The 13,549-nt window shown below is 72.7% G+C and carries 11 protein-coding genes; 8 read left to right on the top strand and 3 right to left on the bottom strand.

Annotation, left to right across the window (positions count from 1 at the left end; all coding sequences use genetic code 11):
* The first annotated feature begins 189 nt into the window (after positions 1-189).
* The gene (gene glnA / locus HHX30_RS02330) at positions 190-1,551 is read left to right on the top strand and encodes a type I glutamate--ammonia ligase (protein WP_169979747.1); all 1,362 of its coding nucleotides are present in this window, start codon (positions 190-192) and stop codon (positions 1,549-1,551) included.
* Between the two features lie 157 nt (positions 1,552-1,708).
* On the top strand, positions 1,709-2,491 hold the full coding sequence (locus HHX30_RS02325; protein ID WP_169978826.1) for a hypothetical protein: 783 nt from the start codon (positions 1,709-1,711) through the stop codon (positions 2,489-2,491).
* 67 nt (positions 2,492-2,558) lie between these two features.
* On the opposite strand, the gene HHX30_RS02320 is transcribed toward HHX30_RS02325, so the two are convergent.
* Entirely contained in the window at positions 2,559-3,416 is an 858-nt protein-coding gene (locus tag HHX30_RS02320) for an alpha/beta hydrolase (RefSeq protein WP_169978824.1), read from the bottom strand.
* A 69-nt stretch (positions 3,417-3,485) separates the two neighbouring features.
* Here HHX30_RS02320 and HHX30_RS02315 point away from each other — a divergent pair, with 69 nt between their 5' ends.
* From HHX30_RS02315 to HHX30_RS02295, 5 genes are all read left to right on the top strand, one after another.
* Positions 3,486-4,196, top strand: coding sequence for a type 1 glutamine amidotransferase (locus tag HHX30_RS02315; protein ID WP_169978822.1), 711 nt, complete (start codon positions 3,486-3,488; stop codon positions 4,194-4,196).
* A 257-nt stretch (positions 4,197-4,453) separates the two neighbouring features.
* Complete coding sequence (locus HHX30_RS02310) at positions 4,454-7,456, top strand: bifunctional [glutamine synthetase] adenylyltransferase/[glutamine synthetase]-adenylyl-L-tyrosine phosphorylase (RefSeq protein ID WP_169979745.1); 3,003 nt, start codon at positions 4,454-4,456, stop codon at positions 7,454-7,456.
* Between the two features lie 280 nt (positions 7,457-7,736).
* Positions 7,737-9,014 carry a hypothetical protein gene (locus HHX30_RS02305; RefSeq protein ID WP_249349523.1) on the top strand — a complete coding sequence of 426 codons (1,278 nt, stop codon included), beginning with the start codon at positions 7,737-7,739 and terminating at the stop codon, positions 9,012-9,014.
* Positions 9,015-9,095: 81 nt separating this feature from the next.
* Complete coding sequence (locus HHX30_RS02300; RefSeq protein WP_169978820.1) at positions 9,096-9,677, top strand: TetR/AcrR family transcriptional regulator; 582 nt, start codon at positions 9,096-9,098, stop codon at positions 9,675-9,677.
* Complete coding sequence (locus HHX30_RS02295) at positions 9,661-11,265, top strand: nitrilase-related carbon-nitrogen hydrolase (protein ID WP_169978818.1); 1,605 nt, start codon at positions 9,661-9,663, stop codon at positions 11,263-11,265. The genes HHX30_RS02300 and HHX30_RS02295 overlap by 17 nt, the downstream gene beginning before the upstream one ends.
* Before the next feature lie 101 nt (positions 11,266-11,366).
* On the opposite strand, the gene HHX30_RS02290 is transcribed toward HHX30_RS02295, so the two are convergent.
* Together HHX30_RS02290 and HHX30_RS02285 are read right to left on the bottom strand one after the other, a co-directional pair.
* Complete coding sequence (locus HHX30_RS02290) at positions 11,367-11,807, bottom strand: nuclear transport factor 2 family protein (protein WP_169978816.1); 441 nt, start codon at positions 11,805-11,807, stop codon at positions 11,367-11,369.
* 228 nt (positions 11,808-12,035) lie between these two features.
* Complete coding sequence (locus tag HHX30_RS02285) at positions 12,036-12,806, bottom strand: neutral zinc metallopeptidase (RefSeq protein ID WP_169978814.1); 771 nt, start codon at positions 12,804-12,806, stop codon at positions 12,036-12,038.
* A 159-nt stretch (positions 12,807-12,965) separates the two neighbouring features.
* Between HHX30_RS02285 and HHX30_RS02280 the strand changes: the two genes are divergently transcribed.
* Positions 12,966-13,484: a GNAT family N-acetyltransferase gene (locus HHX30_RS02280; RefSeq protein WP_169978812.1), complete on the top strand. Its 519-nt coding sequence runs from the start codon at positions 12,966-12,968 to the stop codon at positions 13,482-13,484.
* Positions 13,485-13,549 lie beyond the last annotated feature (65 nt).

Below are 13,549 nucleotides of genomic sequence, written 5' to 3'. Positions count from 1 at the left end.
CGCGGGTTTGGTTCGGTGTGATCTTCATCACGTCTCTCCCGTGACCGTCCTCGGCGTCGCCGCGGCGCCGCACGGTCCCCCGCCGTGGTGATCGGCAGGACGGCCGGCTCACACCTCCTCGTAACCCCTGTGAAACACTCACAAGGCAGACTGGTAGGCGACCAGACCTGTAACTCCGTGAGGTACGCCTTGGACCGCCAGCAGGAATTCGTCCTCCGCACGCTCGAAGAGCGAGACATCCGGTTCATCCGGCTGTGGTTCACCGACGTGCTCGGCTTCCTGAAGTCGGTGGCCATAGCGCCGGCCGAACTGGAGGGCGCCTTCGCCGAGGGCATCGGCTTCGACGGCTCGGCGATCGAGGGCTTCTCGCGGGTCTACGAGTCGGACATGCTGGCCAAGCCCGACCCGTCGACGTTCCAGATACTGCCGTGGCGCAGCGAGTCGCCGGGCGCCGCCCGCATGTTCTGCGACATCCTGATGCCGGACGGCTCGCCGTCGCACGCCGACCCGCGCTTCGTGCTCAAGCGGACGCTCGCGAAGGCGGCCGACATGGGCTTCACGTTCTACACCCACCCCGAGGTGGAGTTCTTCCTGCTGCGCAACCGGCCGGAGAAGGGCGAGCGGCCCGAGCCCATAGACGAGGGCGGCTACTTCGACCACACGCCGCACAGCGCGGGCCACGACTTCCGCCGCAACGCGATCATGATGCTGGAGTCGATGGGCATCTCGGTGGAGTACAGCCACCACGAGGGCGCGCCGGGCCAGCAGGAGATCGACCTGCGCTACGCCGACGCGCTGACCACGGCCGACAACATCATGACGTTCCGGCTGGTGATGAAGGAGGTGGCGCTGGAGCAGGGCGTGTGGGCCTCGTTCATGCCCAAGCCGTTCACCGACTTCCCCGGGTCCGGCATGCACACCCACATGTCGCTGTTCGAGGGCGACCGCAACGCCTTCTACGAGCCCGGCGCCGACTACCAGCTCTCCAAGATCGGCCGGTCGTTCATCGGCGGCCTGCTCAGGCACGCCGCGGAGATCACCTCGGTCTGCAACCAGTGGGTCAACTCCTACAAGCGGCTGTGGGGCGGCGCGGAGGCCATCGCCGGCGCCGGCGGCGAGGCCCCCTCGTACATCTGCTGGGGGCACAACAACCGCTCCGCGCTCGTGCGCGTGCCCATGTACAAGCCGCACAAGGGCGGTTCCACCCGCATCGAGTTCCGGTCGGTCGACTCCTCCTGCAACCCGTACCTCGCCTTCGCCGTCATCCTGGCCGCCGGGCTCAAGGGCATCGAGGAGGGGTACGAGATGCCGCCGGGCGCCGAGGACGACGTGTGGGCGCTGACCAGCGCGGAGCGGCGGGCGCTCGGCATCCAGCCGCTGCCCCAGTCGCTGGACGAGGCGATCACGGCCATGGAGCGCAGCGAGCTGGTCGCCGAGACGCTGGGCGAGCACGTCTTCGACTACTTCCTGCGCAACAAGCGCGCGGAGTGGCAGGACTACCGCCGCCAGGTGACCGAGTACGAGCTCGGCCGCTACCTGCCCGTGCTGTGACGGAGGTCATCCGTCACCGCGGCGTTACAGGCTGCAAATCTTCCTGACACTCGCGCCTGTTTAGCTGGTCCCTCTACCGGAACAGTAAAATCGGCTCACTTGTTACGACTGTTACGGTGAGCCGTATCAAGGCGTGACTCAGGGAGGGCGTGGCCATATGACGGCGGCTGCGGGGCTGCAGACCGGTCTGACCGTACCGAAGCGTTTCCGGGGACCCGAGGGCACCGCCAACGGCGGATGGATCGCGGGCACCCTCGCCGGCACGCTGACCGGGGGCGGTCACGACTGTCCGGTGGAGGTCACCCTCCGCAGACCGGTCCCGCTGGAGACCGCTCTGCCGGTGGAACACGTCGGCAACGCCGTCGTCCTCAGCGAGGACGGCGGCCATCTCGTCGAGGCGATCCCCGTCGCCGAGACGCTGGCGCCGCCGCCGTTCGTGCGGTTCACCGACGCGGCCCGCGCGGAGGCGGGTTTCCCGGGCAGGAACGGCCACGCCATCGCGGGCTGCTTCGCCTGCGGGCTGCGCGAGCCGGGCGACGGGCTGCGGATCTTCCCTGGCCCCGTGCAGGACCCGGCCGAGGGCGCGGTGGAGGACCCGGCGGAGGGCGCCGAGCTCGTGGCCGCCGGCTGGCGGGTGCCGTTCAACGTGACCGACGAGCAGGGTGTGGTGCCCGACTCGATCGTCTGGGCGGCGCTCGACTGCGCCACCGGATGGGCCCACTACCGCAGCTTCCCGGACCGGAAGCCGATCCAGCCCCCGCTGCTCGGGCGGCTGACCGGGCAGGTCTTCCGCCGGGTGTACCCGATGGGCAGGTATTCGGTCGTGGCCCGGGCCGAGGGCCGCGACGGCCGCAAGCTGTTCGGCACGAGCGCGGTCTACGAGGTGGACGGCACGCTCGTCGCCGCGGCCAGGGCCATCTGGATCCTGCCCCGCCAGTGATCCCGCTCAGTGAGCCCGCGGACAGGGCGGCCGCGGTTGACCCGCGGCCGCCCGCCCGGCGGAGGCCTCATCCGGTGAGGCGGGCGGCCACGACCGCGGCGCAGCGGGGGTCGAACAGGATCGTGTAGTGGTTGCAGTCCGGCACGACCTCGTCGCGCAGACCGGGCAGTTCCGCCGCCCACCGCGCGGTCAGGTCGTCCGGGAGCATGCCGACGTCCTGGTTCAGCAGCCCCCTCGGCGCGCGGAGCAGGAGCGGCGCCGGCTCGACGGCCTTCAGGGCCGTCACGATCGCCTCGTGCTCGGTGAGCAGCCAGCGGCCGTCCTGCCGTACGGCGTCCTCGCGGGCGCGTGAGCGGACGGCGCCGTCCGGCCCGGTGGCGTCGTAGCGGACGTACTCCTCGACGAGCGGGGACCAGTCCCGGGCGAGCGCGGGATGGGCGCGGAAGAAGTCGAGGTAGGCCTCCACGCTCGGATAGGTCTGCGAGAGCCGGGCGATGGCCGGGCCGAGCGTGGCCCGCAGCACCTCGTCGGGGTCGGCGCCGTCCGGCAGCGGCAGCGGCAGGCCGCCGTCCACGAGCACCACCCGGGCGTAGCGCCGCCGTGCGCCGTGCAGGGCCGCGACGTAGGCGCCCATCGAGTGGCCGGTGAGGACGCTCGTGCCGTCCGCGCCGACGTGTTCCGCCACCCGCTCCAGGTCCTCGGCGTGCCGGTCCAGGCCGTACGGGCCGGGCAGGCCGGCGCTGTGGCCGCGCCCGCGCAGGTCCACGGCGACCAGCGACCAGCCGGGCGGCAGCGCCTCGGCCACACCCCGCCACGACATGAGGGAGGCGGTGATGCCGTGCGCCGCGATGATCAGGCGGGGACCGCCGCCGAACCGGGCGATCCGCAGCCGTCCGCCGGGGACGGCGGCCTCGTCGATGTTCATGGTGGGGACTGTACGGTACGACCCTCTCAGGTATCGCCTGTCCCGATATGTGTCTTTAAGCTCTGCCCCATGGGTGAACGTCTGATCGTCATCGAGCACGAGGCCGACGCCGGTCTGGGCTTTTTCGCCGGATGGCTGGAGGCCGCGGGGGTCGAGGCCGAGGTCGTCCGGCCCTACAAGGGAGAGCCGGTGCCCGGCCGTGCCCCCGCCGGGCTGCTGGTTCTCGGCGGCGCCGCGGCGGCCTGGGACGACGAGGGGTACGGCTGGCTGCCGGCCACCAGGGACCTGCTCGCGCGCGCCGTGGACGAGGGCGTGCCGACGCTCGGCGTCTGCCTCGGCGCCCAGCTCATGACGATGGCCTGCGGCGGCACCGTCGAGCGCGGCGCCGCGGGCCTGGAGATCGGGCTGGGGGAGATCGAGCCGCTGCCCGGGGCCGCCGCCGACCCGCTGCTGTCCGCACTGCCCGCGCCTCCGGACGGCCGGGTCAGGGCCGTCCAGTACCACTACGACGCCATGACCGCCCTGCCCGAGGGCGCCGTACGGCTGGCCACCGGCACGATGTACGCCAACCAGGCGTACCGGCTCGGCGACCGCGCCTGGGCCGTGCAGTTCCATCCCGAGGCCACGCCCGAGATCTTCGCCTCCTGGACCGTCGGCGGCGACCTGCCGCCGGAGCGGGCCGTAGAGCTGAACGCGCAGGTCGAGGCGGCCGAGGACGAGCTGAGGCGCACCTGGAGGCCGCTCGCCGAGGCGTTCGCGGCCCTGCTCGCCCGGTCCTGACCCTCCCTGCCGTCGCCGCACGGGTGCGCGGCCAAAACGCGTGATGGGCCGATTACGCAGAGAAACCGCTAAGGACGCGCACAACCCTGAGGGTTAGCGTGTGCGCTGAGCCCGGCAGGCGCCGGGCCACGACAGCCAAGGTCGGCTCCCCGGAGGGACCGATCTCTGCGAGGAGGCTTCCATCCCATGTGTACCGTTACTGGGAAGGTTTGTCTCGGGGGGCCGACGTGATCGACGTCGGGGTGGAGGAAGGAACGGTGAACGCCGCGCCTCGGATACAGACGACGGCAGGGCGCCTGGCCGCGCTCGGATTCGCCGACGGCGCGCGGGCCGAGAGGCTGCTCGACGAGCTCGGCCCCGAGGCGGTCGGCGACTTCGCGCTGCTCGACGACCTCGTCCGGGCCGCCGACCCGGATCTGGCGCTCACCACGCTGAGCCGCCTGGTCGAGCGGGACCCGAGCGTGCTCGGGGCGTTCCGCGCGGACCCGGACCTGCGCCGCAGGCTGCTCGGCGTGTTCGGGCTCAGCGCGGCGCTCGGCGAGCACGTCGTACGGCACCCGGAGTGCCTGCCCGCGACGCGGTGGACCCAGTGGCCCGCGACCGGCGAGCTGCGTGAGGAGATGCTGCTCGCGGTCGGCGCGGACCCGGACGACGCCGAGCCGGTGGCCGCGGGCGTGACCGGGGGGACCACGGCCACCGAGCCGGGCCCGGCGATGGACGCGCTGCGCGTCGCCTACCGCGGCCGCCTGCTGCACCTGGCCACGCGGGACGTGACCGGCGAGTGCACGCTCGCCGAGGTCGCCGCCGCACTGGCCGACCTCGCCTCGGCCGCGCTGGAGGCCGCGCTCGCCGTCGCCAGGGCCGAGGTGGCCGACGCGGGCGACGTACGCCTGGCCGTCATCGGCATGGGCAAGTGCGGCGCCCGCGAGCTGAACTACATCTCCGACGTCGACGTCGTCTTCGTGGCCGAGCCCAAGGAGGGCGTGGACGAGACCAAGGCGCTGCAGACCGCCACGCGCCTGGCGCAGGGCATGATGCGGGCCTGCTCGGCGAGCACCCCCGAGGGCGCGCTGTGGGAGGTGGACGCCAACCTGCGCCCCGAGGGCAAGATGGGCCCGCTCGTACGCAGCATGGAGAGCCACCTGACCTACTACCGGCGGTGGGCCAAGACGTGGGAGTTCCAGGCGCTGCTCAAGGCGCGCCCCGTCGCCGGCGACCTGGAGCTCGGCCAGCAGTACGTCGCCGCGGTCAACGAGCTGGTGTGGCAGGCCGCGGCCCGGCCCAAGTTCGTCGAGGACGTGCAGTCCATGCGCCGCCGCGTGGAGGCGCACGTGCCCGCGGGCGAGGCCGACCGGCAGATCAAGCTCGGGCCGGGCGGGCTGCGGGACATCGAGTTCGCCGTCCAGCTCCTCCAGCTCGTGCACGGCCGGTCCGACCCGCTGCTGCGCCGCCGGGCCACGCTGTCGGCCCTCGCCGCGCTCTCCAGAGGCGGCTACGTCGGCCGCGACGACGCCAAGTCGCTCGCCGAGGCCTACACCTTCCTGCGCCAGGTCGAGCACATGCTCCAGCTCCACCGGCTGCGCCGCACCCACGTGGTGCCGTCGGACACCGCCGACCTGCGGCGGCTCGGCCGGGGGCTGGGCATGACGACCGACCCGGTGGGGGAGTTCACCACCACCTGGCGGCGGCACGCGCTGGAGGTGCGGCGGCTCCACGAGAAGCTGTTCTACCGGCCGCTGCTGCAGGCCGTCGCCCGGCTGCCGGAGACCGAGGCCCGCCTGTCCACGGCCGCGGCCACCGCGCGGCTGGAGGCGCTCGGATACGCCGACCCCGAGGGCGCGCTGCGCCACATCGCCGCGCTCACCAGCGGCGTCTCCCGCCGGGCGGCCATCCAGCGGACGCTGCTGCCGGTCATGCTCGGCTGGTTCGCCGACGCCCCAGACCCCGACGCCGGCCTGCTGGGCTTCCGTCAGGTGAGCGAGAAACTCGGCACCACGCCGTGGTACCTGCGCCTGCTGCGCGACGAGACCGCCGTGGCCGAGCGGCTCGCCCACCTGCTCGGCACCAGCCGCTACGTCACCGGGCTGCTGCTGCACGCGCCCGAGGCCGTCGCGATGCTGGGCTCGCCCGCCGAGCTGGCCGTACGGCCTGCCGCGACGCTCGCCGCGGAGGCCGCGGCCGCGGTGGGCCGCCACGCGGGGAGCGCCGAGAACGCCGTCGCCGCCGTCCGGGCCCTGCGCCGCAGGGAACTGCTCCGCACGGCCTGCGCCGACCTGTCCGGGCTCATCGACATCGAGGAGGTCGGCCAGGCGCTCTCGTCGCTCAACGACGTCACGATCCAGGCGGCGCTGGACACGGCGATCAACAAGGTCACGCTGGAGCGGCGGGCCGCGTTCCCGACCCGGATCGCGGTGATCGCCATGGGCCGCCTGGGCGGCCTGGAGAGCTCCTACGCCAGCGACGCCGACGTCATGTTCGTGCACGCGCCGCTGCCGGGGGTGGCCGAGCGGGACGCGACCGACGCCGCGCACGCGGTCGCCGAGGAGACGCGCAGACTGCTCGCGCTGCCCGCCCCCGACCCGCCGCTGCAGATCGACGCGAGCCTGCGGCCGGAGGGACGGCAGGGGCCGCTCGTGCGGACGATCGCCTCCTACCGGGCCTACTACGACCGCTGGGCCTCGCACTGGGAGGCCCAGGCGCTGCTGCGAGCCCGGTTCTGCGCGGGCGACGCCGAGCTCGGCCACGAGTTCGTCGTGCTCGTCGATCCGCTGCGCTACCCGGCCGAGGGCATCTCCGCCGACGCCGTACGCGAGATCCGCAAGCTCAAGGCGCGGATGGAGGCCGAGCGGCTGCCGCGCGGGGCCGATCCGGCCCTGCACACCAAGCTCGGCAGGGGCGGGCTGAGCGACGTGGAGTGGGTGGCCCAGCTGATCCAGCTGCGGCACGCGGGAGCCGTACCGGCGCTGCGCACCACCCGCACCCTGGACGCGCTGCGCGCGGCGGCGGGCGAGGGCCTGCTCGACCCGGCCGACGAGGCGGTGCTGGCGGAGGCCTGGCTGTTCGCCTCGCGCATCCGCGACGCCCTCATGCTGGTGCGCGGCCGGGCGGCCGACAGCATCCCCACCCCGGTCAAGGAGCGCGTGCTGCTCGCGCGGGCCCTCGGCTATCCCCCGGAGGGCACCGAGGACTTCATCGAGGACTACCGGCGCGCCACCCGGCGGGCCAGGACCGTGGTCGAGCGCGTCTTCTACGAGGGCTGAGCGGGGCCCTGGGCCGGGTCAGAGCTTCCGGCCCACGGCCCCGTACCCGCCGTGTACGCGGTCGGCAAGCAAGGGGACCTCGTCCGGCTCCGCGGGAGTGGGCGTCTCGTCGGCCATTGCCGTACTCCAGAGGGACGTGGTTGTACCTGACCTTATCCATTTGCGTGATCACGCCTGGGCCGTTCGATCGAGACCGAGGGTCGCGGAAAGCATTGCCCGTGCAGAGGGCGACGCTGTATCAACGGTACGGGTGATCTCTTTGATCTCGTATTACGCCGATTTGGCCATCGGACTGGTCCTGGCCTTCCTGTTGCTGTCGCTTCTCGTCAGCGGCATCAACGAGGGCATCGTCAGGCTGCTCGGAATCCGCAGCAAGTTCCTGTGGGCGTACCTGCGCGACACCCTCGACGGCGCGGAGACGGCGGACGGGACCTCCCGGCTCGACCGCGTCCTCGACGTCCTGAAGAGGTTCGGGCGCAGGGCGAGGCCGCCGCTGACGCAGGCGGCCTCGCCGGAGGAGGGCCGCTCGCGCCTGCCCGCCAGTGTGATGGGGGTGTTCGCGCGGCTGCCGTTCGGCCGGGACCCGCGGCCCGCCTTCAGCCGCCAGCCGCCGCCCGTGGAGAGCCCGCCGCTCGCCGCCGCCGCCGGCTCCGTGGCCGCCGAGCAGATGGCGGCGGCCGGGACGGCGGCTGACCCGGCTCCGGCGGACGCGCGGGTGGACCCCGCGCACCCGGCGGAACAGGCCGACCCCGTGGAGACCGCCGTCCTCGCCGCGGACGCCTCGGCCGTGCTGCCGCCCGGCCAGGGCAAGTCGATGGCCGAGTTGCTCCACGAGCGCCTGCAGGAGATCGACCACGCCAAGCGCGGCCGGACGAGCATCGCCGACATCCCGCCCGCGCGCTTCGCCGTCGCCGTCCTGGAGATCGCCACCGAACACGGCGGCGTGGAGACCCTCATGCGGGACCTCGACGCGCTCAAGAGCCCCTTCTCCCGGCCGCTCAAGGCCGTGTGGGACAGGGCGAGCCACGACCTGGAGGCGTTCCGGCGGGGCGTGGAGGACTGGTTCGACGGCGAGATGGAGCGGCTCAGCCTGCTCTACCGGCGCTACGTCCGCTGGGTCCTCGTCGCGCTCGGCCTCGTCGTGACGCTGGTGTTCAGCATGGACTCGCTGGAGTACGGCAAGAGCCTGCTGCGCGACAACGCCTACCGCAGCGCGGTGACCGCGTTCGGCCAGTCCGGCCCCCAGGCTCTGGAACCCCTGCGCGAGCAGTGCGAGCCGGGCCGGGACCCCTATGCGTGCGTCACCGACGTGCTGAGCACCCCGGCGTTCGTGAAGATCTTCACGCACGCCCCGGTGAGCGTCACGATGGACGCCTCCGGTGGCCCGGCCTGGGCCTGGCGCGGCGGGGACTGGTGGGGGCGTCTGACGTCGCCGGGCCACTGGCCGGGATTCCTCGTCACCCTGCTGGCCCTGCTGTTCGGCGCGCCGTTCTGGTGGGACATCCTGCGCCGCGTGAGCGGCCTTCGCGCCAGGACCTCCGGCTCGACCCCCTCCTGACGGGCGGCGGCACGGCACCTGGTCCGTCTCGGGCCACCGTCATGTATACGCCGTAGATCTAATGCGTATACAGTGTTAACCATGATCGAGGGGGACACGGCCGCACGCATCGCGGCGACCGCGCGGGAGATCCTCGTCGCGGAGGGAGCCGAGGCGGTCACCATGCGGCGGGTGGCGGAGGCGGTCGGCGTGACGCCGATGGCCATCTACCGGCACTTTCCCGGCAGGGACGCCCTGCTGGGGGCCGTCGCGGAGGCCTCGTTCCGCGAAATGGCGGGGTACTGGGGCAGGCGCGGCGCCGACGGGGGCTGGGAGGCCCGGATGAACGGCCTGCTCGACGACTTCCTCGACTTCGCGCTGAGCAGGCCCCATCTGTACACGTTCCTGATAACCGACCGGAGGGAGGAGGCGCGCCGATTCCCCGAGGACTTCCGCGGCGGCGGCGCGGTGCCGTTCAGCCACGTGGTCGAGGGGATCGAGCAGGGCATGCGGGAGGGACGCCTGCGGCCCGACGACCCCCTCGAGGTCGCCATGGGCGTGATCGCGCTGGTCCAGGGCCTCGTCCAGCTCTACCTGGGCAACCGGATCGGCATGCCGGAGCAGGAGTTCCGCTCGCTGTGCGAGCGGTCCGCGTGGAGGATGATCAATGGGCTTACCCGCTGAACCACGTACGGCGGCCTCGCGGGCCGCAGGGGGCACGGATCGCGCGCGGCGCGCTGTGGCCGTGGCCGCCGTCCTCGTGTGCTCGGCCTCGTCGTTCTCGATCGGCACGGGGCTGTCCCCGGTGCCCGCCGTGGCCTGGCTCGCCCCGTTGACGGTTCTCCTGCTGGCCCCGCGGGTCACCGCCGGGTGGAGCGCCGCCGTCGCCTTCGCGGCGTACCTCGCCGGGACGGCCGGCAACTGGGACTACCTCCTGCGGCCCCGCCCGTCCCTCGCGATCCCGCTGCCGGCCGCGCTGTCGATCATCGTCGGCGGGTCGGCGCTCTTCGCCCTGACCACGCTCCTGTTCCGCGCGCTCGTCGTCCGCGGCCTCGTGACGCTCGCCGCGTTCGCCGCCCCCGCGGCCTGGGTGAGCGGCCTCTACCTGGCCTCGCTCGCCAGTCCCTCCGGTGTCCTGGGGCCGCTCGCGACCTCCCAGGCCGACGTCACCACGGTGGTCCAGATCGCCTCCGTCACGGGTGCCTGGGGGGTGGAGTACCTCGTCCTGTTCGCGTCCTCGGCGCTCGCGGCGCTGTTCGCGCCCGGCTGGACGCCCTCCGCCGTGGCGCTGTTCGCGCCTCGTGTCCCGTGGGCCGTACGGCTGCGCGCCGGGGCCGCCGCGGCCGGGGTGCTCGCGCTCGCTCTCGGGTACGGCGTGCTCCGGCTGCAGGGCGCGCCCGGCACGGGAAGCCCGCAGGACGTCGCCGTGGTCGCCAGGGCCGGGGGCCACTGGGGCGTCGACGTCTCGACCCGCGAGGGCGAGTCGCTGGTCAGGGCATACGCGGATCGGATCGCCGCGCTGCCTGCCGGGGTGCGGCTCGTGGTGCTGCCCGAGGCCGCGTTCGCCGCGGACGACGCCTCCCTGGCGTCGCTCGTGGGCCCGATGGCGCGCGTCGCCCGTTCGAAAGGCACGGCCATCGTGGCCGGGCTGCTCCACACCACGGCCGAGGGGAGGTACAACTCGGCCCTGGCGATACCGGCGGACGGCGGCGCGCCGGTGGAGTACCACAAGTGGAACGTCGGGCCGGGCGAGGCCCTGCGGCCCGGCCACGACCTGGTCTTCCTCCCCGGCGGCTTCCGCGCCGCCCTGGAGGTCTGTGCGGACGTGAACGTCCCCGCGCCCACCCGTGACTACGCGGCGGCGGGGGCCGCCCTGCTGGCGGTGCCGGCGTCGGACGAGGACGTCGACGGGTGGCAGCACAGCCGCACCGCCTTGCTGCGCGGGGTGGAGCACGGGCTGGCCACGGCGTGGTCGGGGCAGCGCGGCACGCTGATGATCGCCGACGGCCGTGGGCGGGTGCTGGCCGAGGACGTGACCGCCCGCCGTCGCGACTTCGCCGTCGCGTCCGCCCGGGTGGCGCCGGGGCCGGGCGCCACGCTCTACACCCGGCTCGGGGACGCGTTCGCCTGGCTCTGCCTCGTCATCGTGCTGACCGGCCTGGTCCTTGTCCGCCGTACCCGGGCGCCGCGGCCCGGCCGTGCGGCGGCGGCGGTCGGGATGCCCGGGCGCCGGGAGGCGGCCCGGCCCGCGCCGAACGGCGCGATGGAGTAGCCGCCGGACCGGGAGGAGACGGCCCGCTCGGTGGGCAGACTCCGGCTCCGGTGACGCCGCGGTCGGCACGGACCGAGGCGTCACCGGCGGCACCGCCCGCGTCAGGGCTCGAGGTCGGTCACTCCCCGGCCGCTCGCCATGTCGAGCGGCACGGAAACCTGGTCGTGCGCGATCAACCAGTCGCCGTCGGTCTTCCGGAAGCAGAAAGTGCCCCGGACCCACATGCCGCTCGTCGCCGTCCCGTTCCTCAGCGTGCCGCTGAGCCGGCCGAAGCAGTGACCGAACGCCACGTCATCGCCCACGGTGAGGGTCAGGTCGCGAACCTCGTAATCCACCTCCCGGAAGAACGCGAACACGTTCGCCCAGTTCTTCAGCTTCGCGTCTATCCCCACGTGCTGCAGTGGCGGCTCGACGTCGAAGGACACGACGTCCGTCGCGTAGAGCCGCCTCAGGCCTTCGAGATCCCCGGCCCGGATTCCTTCGACGATCCTGCCGATCTGCCGCCTGATCGTGGCTTCGTCTTCCTCGCGTCGCGTGGGCATCGCCACCCGTCCCTTCGATTCGGTGTGCGATCTCGGCTTCTCACAGATACGACCGGACAGCACCGCGAAATGTCAGGTCACGGCGACGGTGACCGGGAAGCGGCACGAGGGCGCACGACGCCGATGTGGACGTACGACGTGGTCTCCGGGGCCGACGTGAGTGTGGGCGGCCGGCCGCGCCGGCCGGGCCGCCCACGCCGACGCGGTCAGCCGGTGCCGGAGACCACGTCACGCCACCTTGGAGGACGGGGCGGCCCACGTGTTGCAGGAGCCGGGGTCGCCGGACTTGAACCCGGCGTTGGCCCAGTAGGTGATGGACTTCCTGCTGCCGCCGTCCTTGCCCGCCCAGCCGCGCACGTAGTAGAGCAGGTCGTCCCAGTCCTCGGGGTCGCGGTGGAGGGACTTCCAGACGCTGCGGATGAAGGCTCCGCCGAAGCAGTGGCCCTGCAGGTTGTAGCGCCGGTTCTGCTCGGCGAGCTCGGCCTTGTTCCGGGAGTCGAGGTTTATCCAGGCCCGGTAGATGCCGGCGGCGTTCTGCACGTGCTCGCCGTAGAACGTCGCCACCAGGTTGAACAGATAGAGATCCCCCGGATCCTCCAGGAGGTCCTTCGAGAGCACAATCAGAAGCGTACGGCTCTCGTCACAGTAGTAGGCGTCCCAATCGTCCTTGCGCCACTTCACGCCGCAGAACTTCGCCGGCACTTTGTCGGCGTAGGTGAGCTTCATCCGGGACTGCTTCAGGCCCGCCTTGCGCAATTGGGTGGTCCACGAGCGGTCGACACATCTGAGCACACCGGCCAGATAGCTCTTGGCCGACGCCGCGTTGTTCTTCTTCACCGGTCTTTCCCGGCAGGAGGTGGTCGGCAAAGGTCCCGCGCTGTACAGGCGGTTGCCGGTGAGGGTCGTGTTCTTGATCGGGTGGGCGGCGGCCGGGGAGGAGACGGCCGGGACGAGCCCCAGCGTCACCGAACCGGCGAGCGCGATCATGGCGAGTTTCACGAACGACGAGGTTAGGCCAGAACAAAGCGCGCGCAAAGCCGATTACGAATAATGATTCGCCTTTACGTACGAACCGGCCCATTATGGAGCCGCCGCTCGTCCCCGCGAGGGGATAACCAGGCGCCGGAGTCGGCGGCCGAATGCGGATACGGAGTGTGCATGCTCATCAGACGCGCCGAACCGGTGGACGCCGCGGCGATCGCCGCCGTCCACGTCCGGTCGTGGCAGGCCGCCTACCCGGGGCTCATGCCCCAGGCCCATCTCGACGGTCTCACCCCGGCCATGCGTCTGCCCGTGTGGGAGCGGCTGCTGGGGGAGTCCCCGCGGCGTACGGAGGTCCTCGTGGCGGAGGTGGACGGCTCCGTCGCCGGATTCGCCGCGTTCGGCCCCGGCCGGGACGACGACGTCGGTCCCGCCTCGGTGGCGGAGGTCTCGGCGATCTACCTGATGCCCGAGGTATGGGGCGCCGGGGTCGGCGGGCGGCTCATGTCCGCCGCACTGGACAACCTCGCCGCCGCGGGGTACGAGCAGGCCACCCTCTGGGTCGTCGAGGGGAACGACCGAGCCCGGCGGTTCTACGAGCGCGGCGGCTGGCGCCCCGACGGGGCCGTGCAGCGGGACGAGTCGGACGGCTTCCCGCTGACCGAGGTCCGCTACCGCCGGTCCCCGCACCGTTGACGCATCGGCCGGCGTGGTGATAGATCCTCTGCCAGCGTCGCGGTGCACCCGGCAAGGAGACCGCC

It is taken from the genome of Microbispora sp. H10836, from assembly GCF_012999525.1.
GTDB lineage: Bacteria > Actinomycetota > Actinomycetes > Streptosporangiales > Streptosporangiaceae > Microbispora.
The sequence above is the reverse complement of the archived record's forward strand: the minus strand, read 5'-3'. Positions and strand labels throughout refer to the sequence as shown.

What these genes read in the sequence shown, in the direction of transcription:
- HHX30_RS02325 (WP_169978826.1), top strand. Translation starts at nt 1,709, where the DNA reads ATGACGGCGGCTGCGGGGCTGCAGACCGGTCTGACCGTACCGAAGCGT.
- HHX30_RS02320 (WP_169978824.1), bottom strand. Translation starts at nt 3,416, where the DNA reads ATGAACATCGACGAGGCCGCCGTCCCCGGCGGACGGCTGCGGATCGCC.
- HHX30_RS02315 (WP_169978822.1), top strand. Translation starts at nt 3,486, where the DNA reads ATGGGTGAACGTCTGATCGTCATCGAGCACGAGGCCGACGCCGGTCTG.
- HHX30_RS02300 (WP_169978820.1), top strand. Translation starts at nt 9,096, where the DNA reads ATGATCGAGGGGGACACGGCCGCACGCATCGCGGCGACCGCGCGGGAG.
- HHX30_RS02295 (WP_169978818.1), top strand. Translation starts at nt 9,661, where the DNA reads ATGGGCTTACCCGCTGAACCACGTACGGCGGCCTCGCGGGCCGCAGGG.
- HHX30_RS02290 (WP_169978816.1), bottom strand. Translation starts at nt 11,807, where the DNA reads ATGCCCACGCGACGCGAGGAAGACGAAGCCACGATCAGGCGGCAGATC.
- HHX30_RS02280 (WP_169978812.1), top strand. Translation starts at nt 12,966, where the DNA reads ATGCTCATCAGACGCGCCGAACCGGTGGACGCCGCGGCGATCGCCGCC.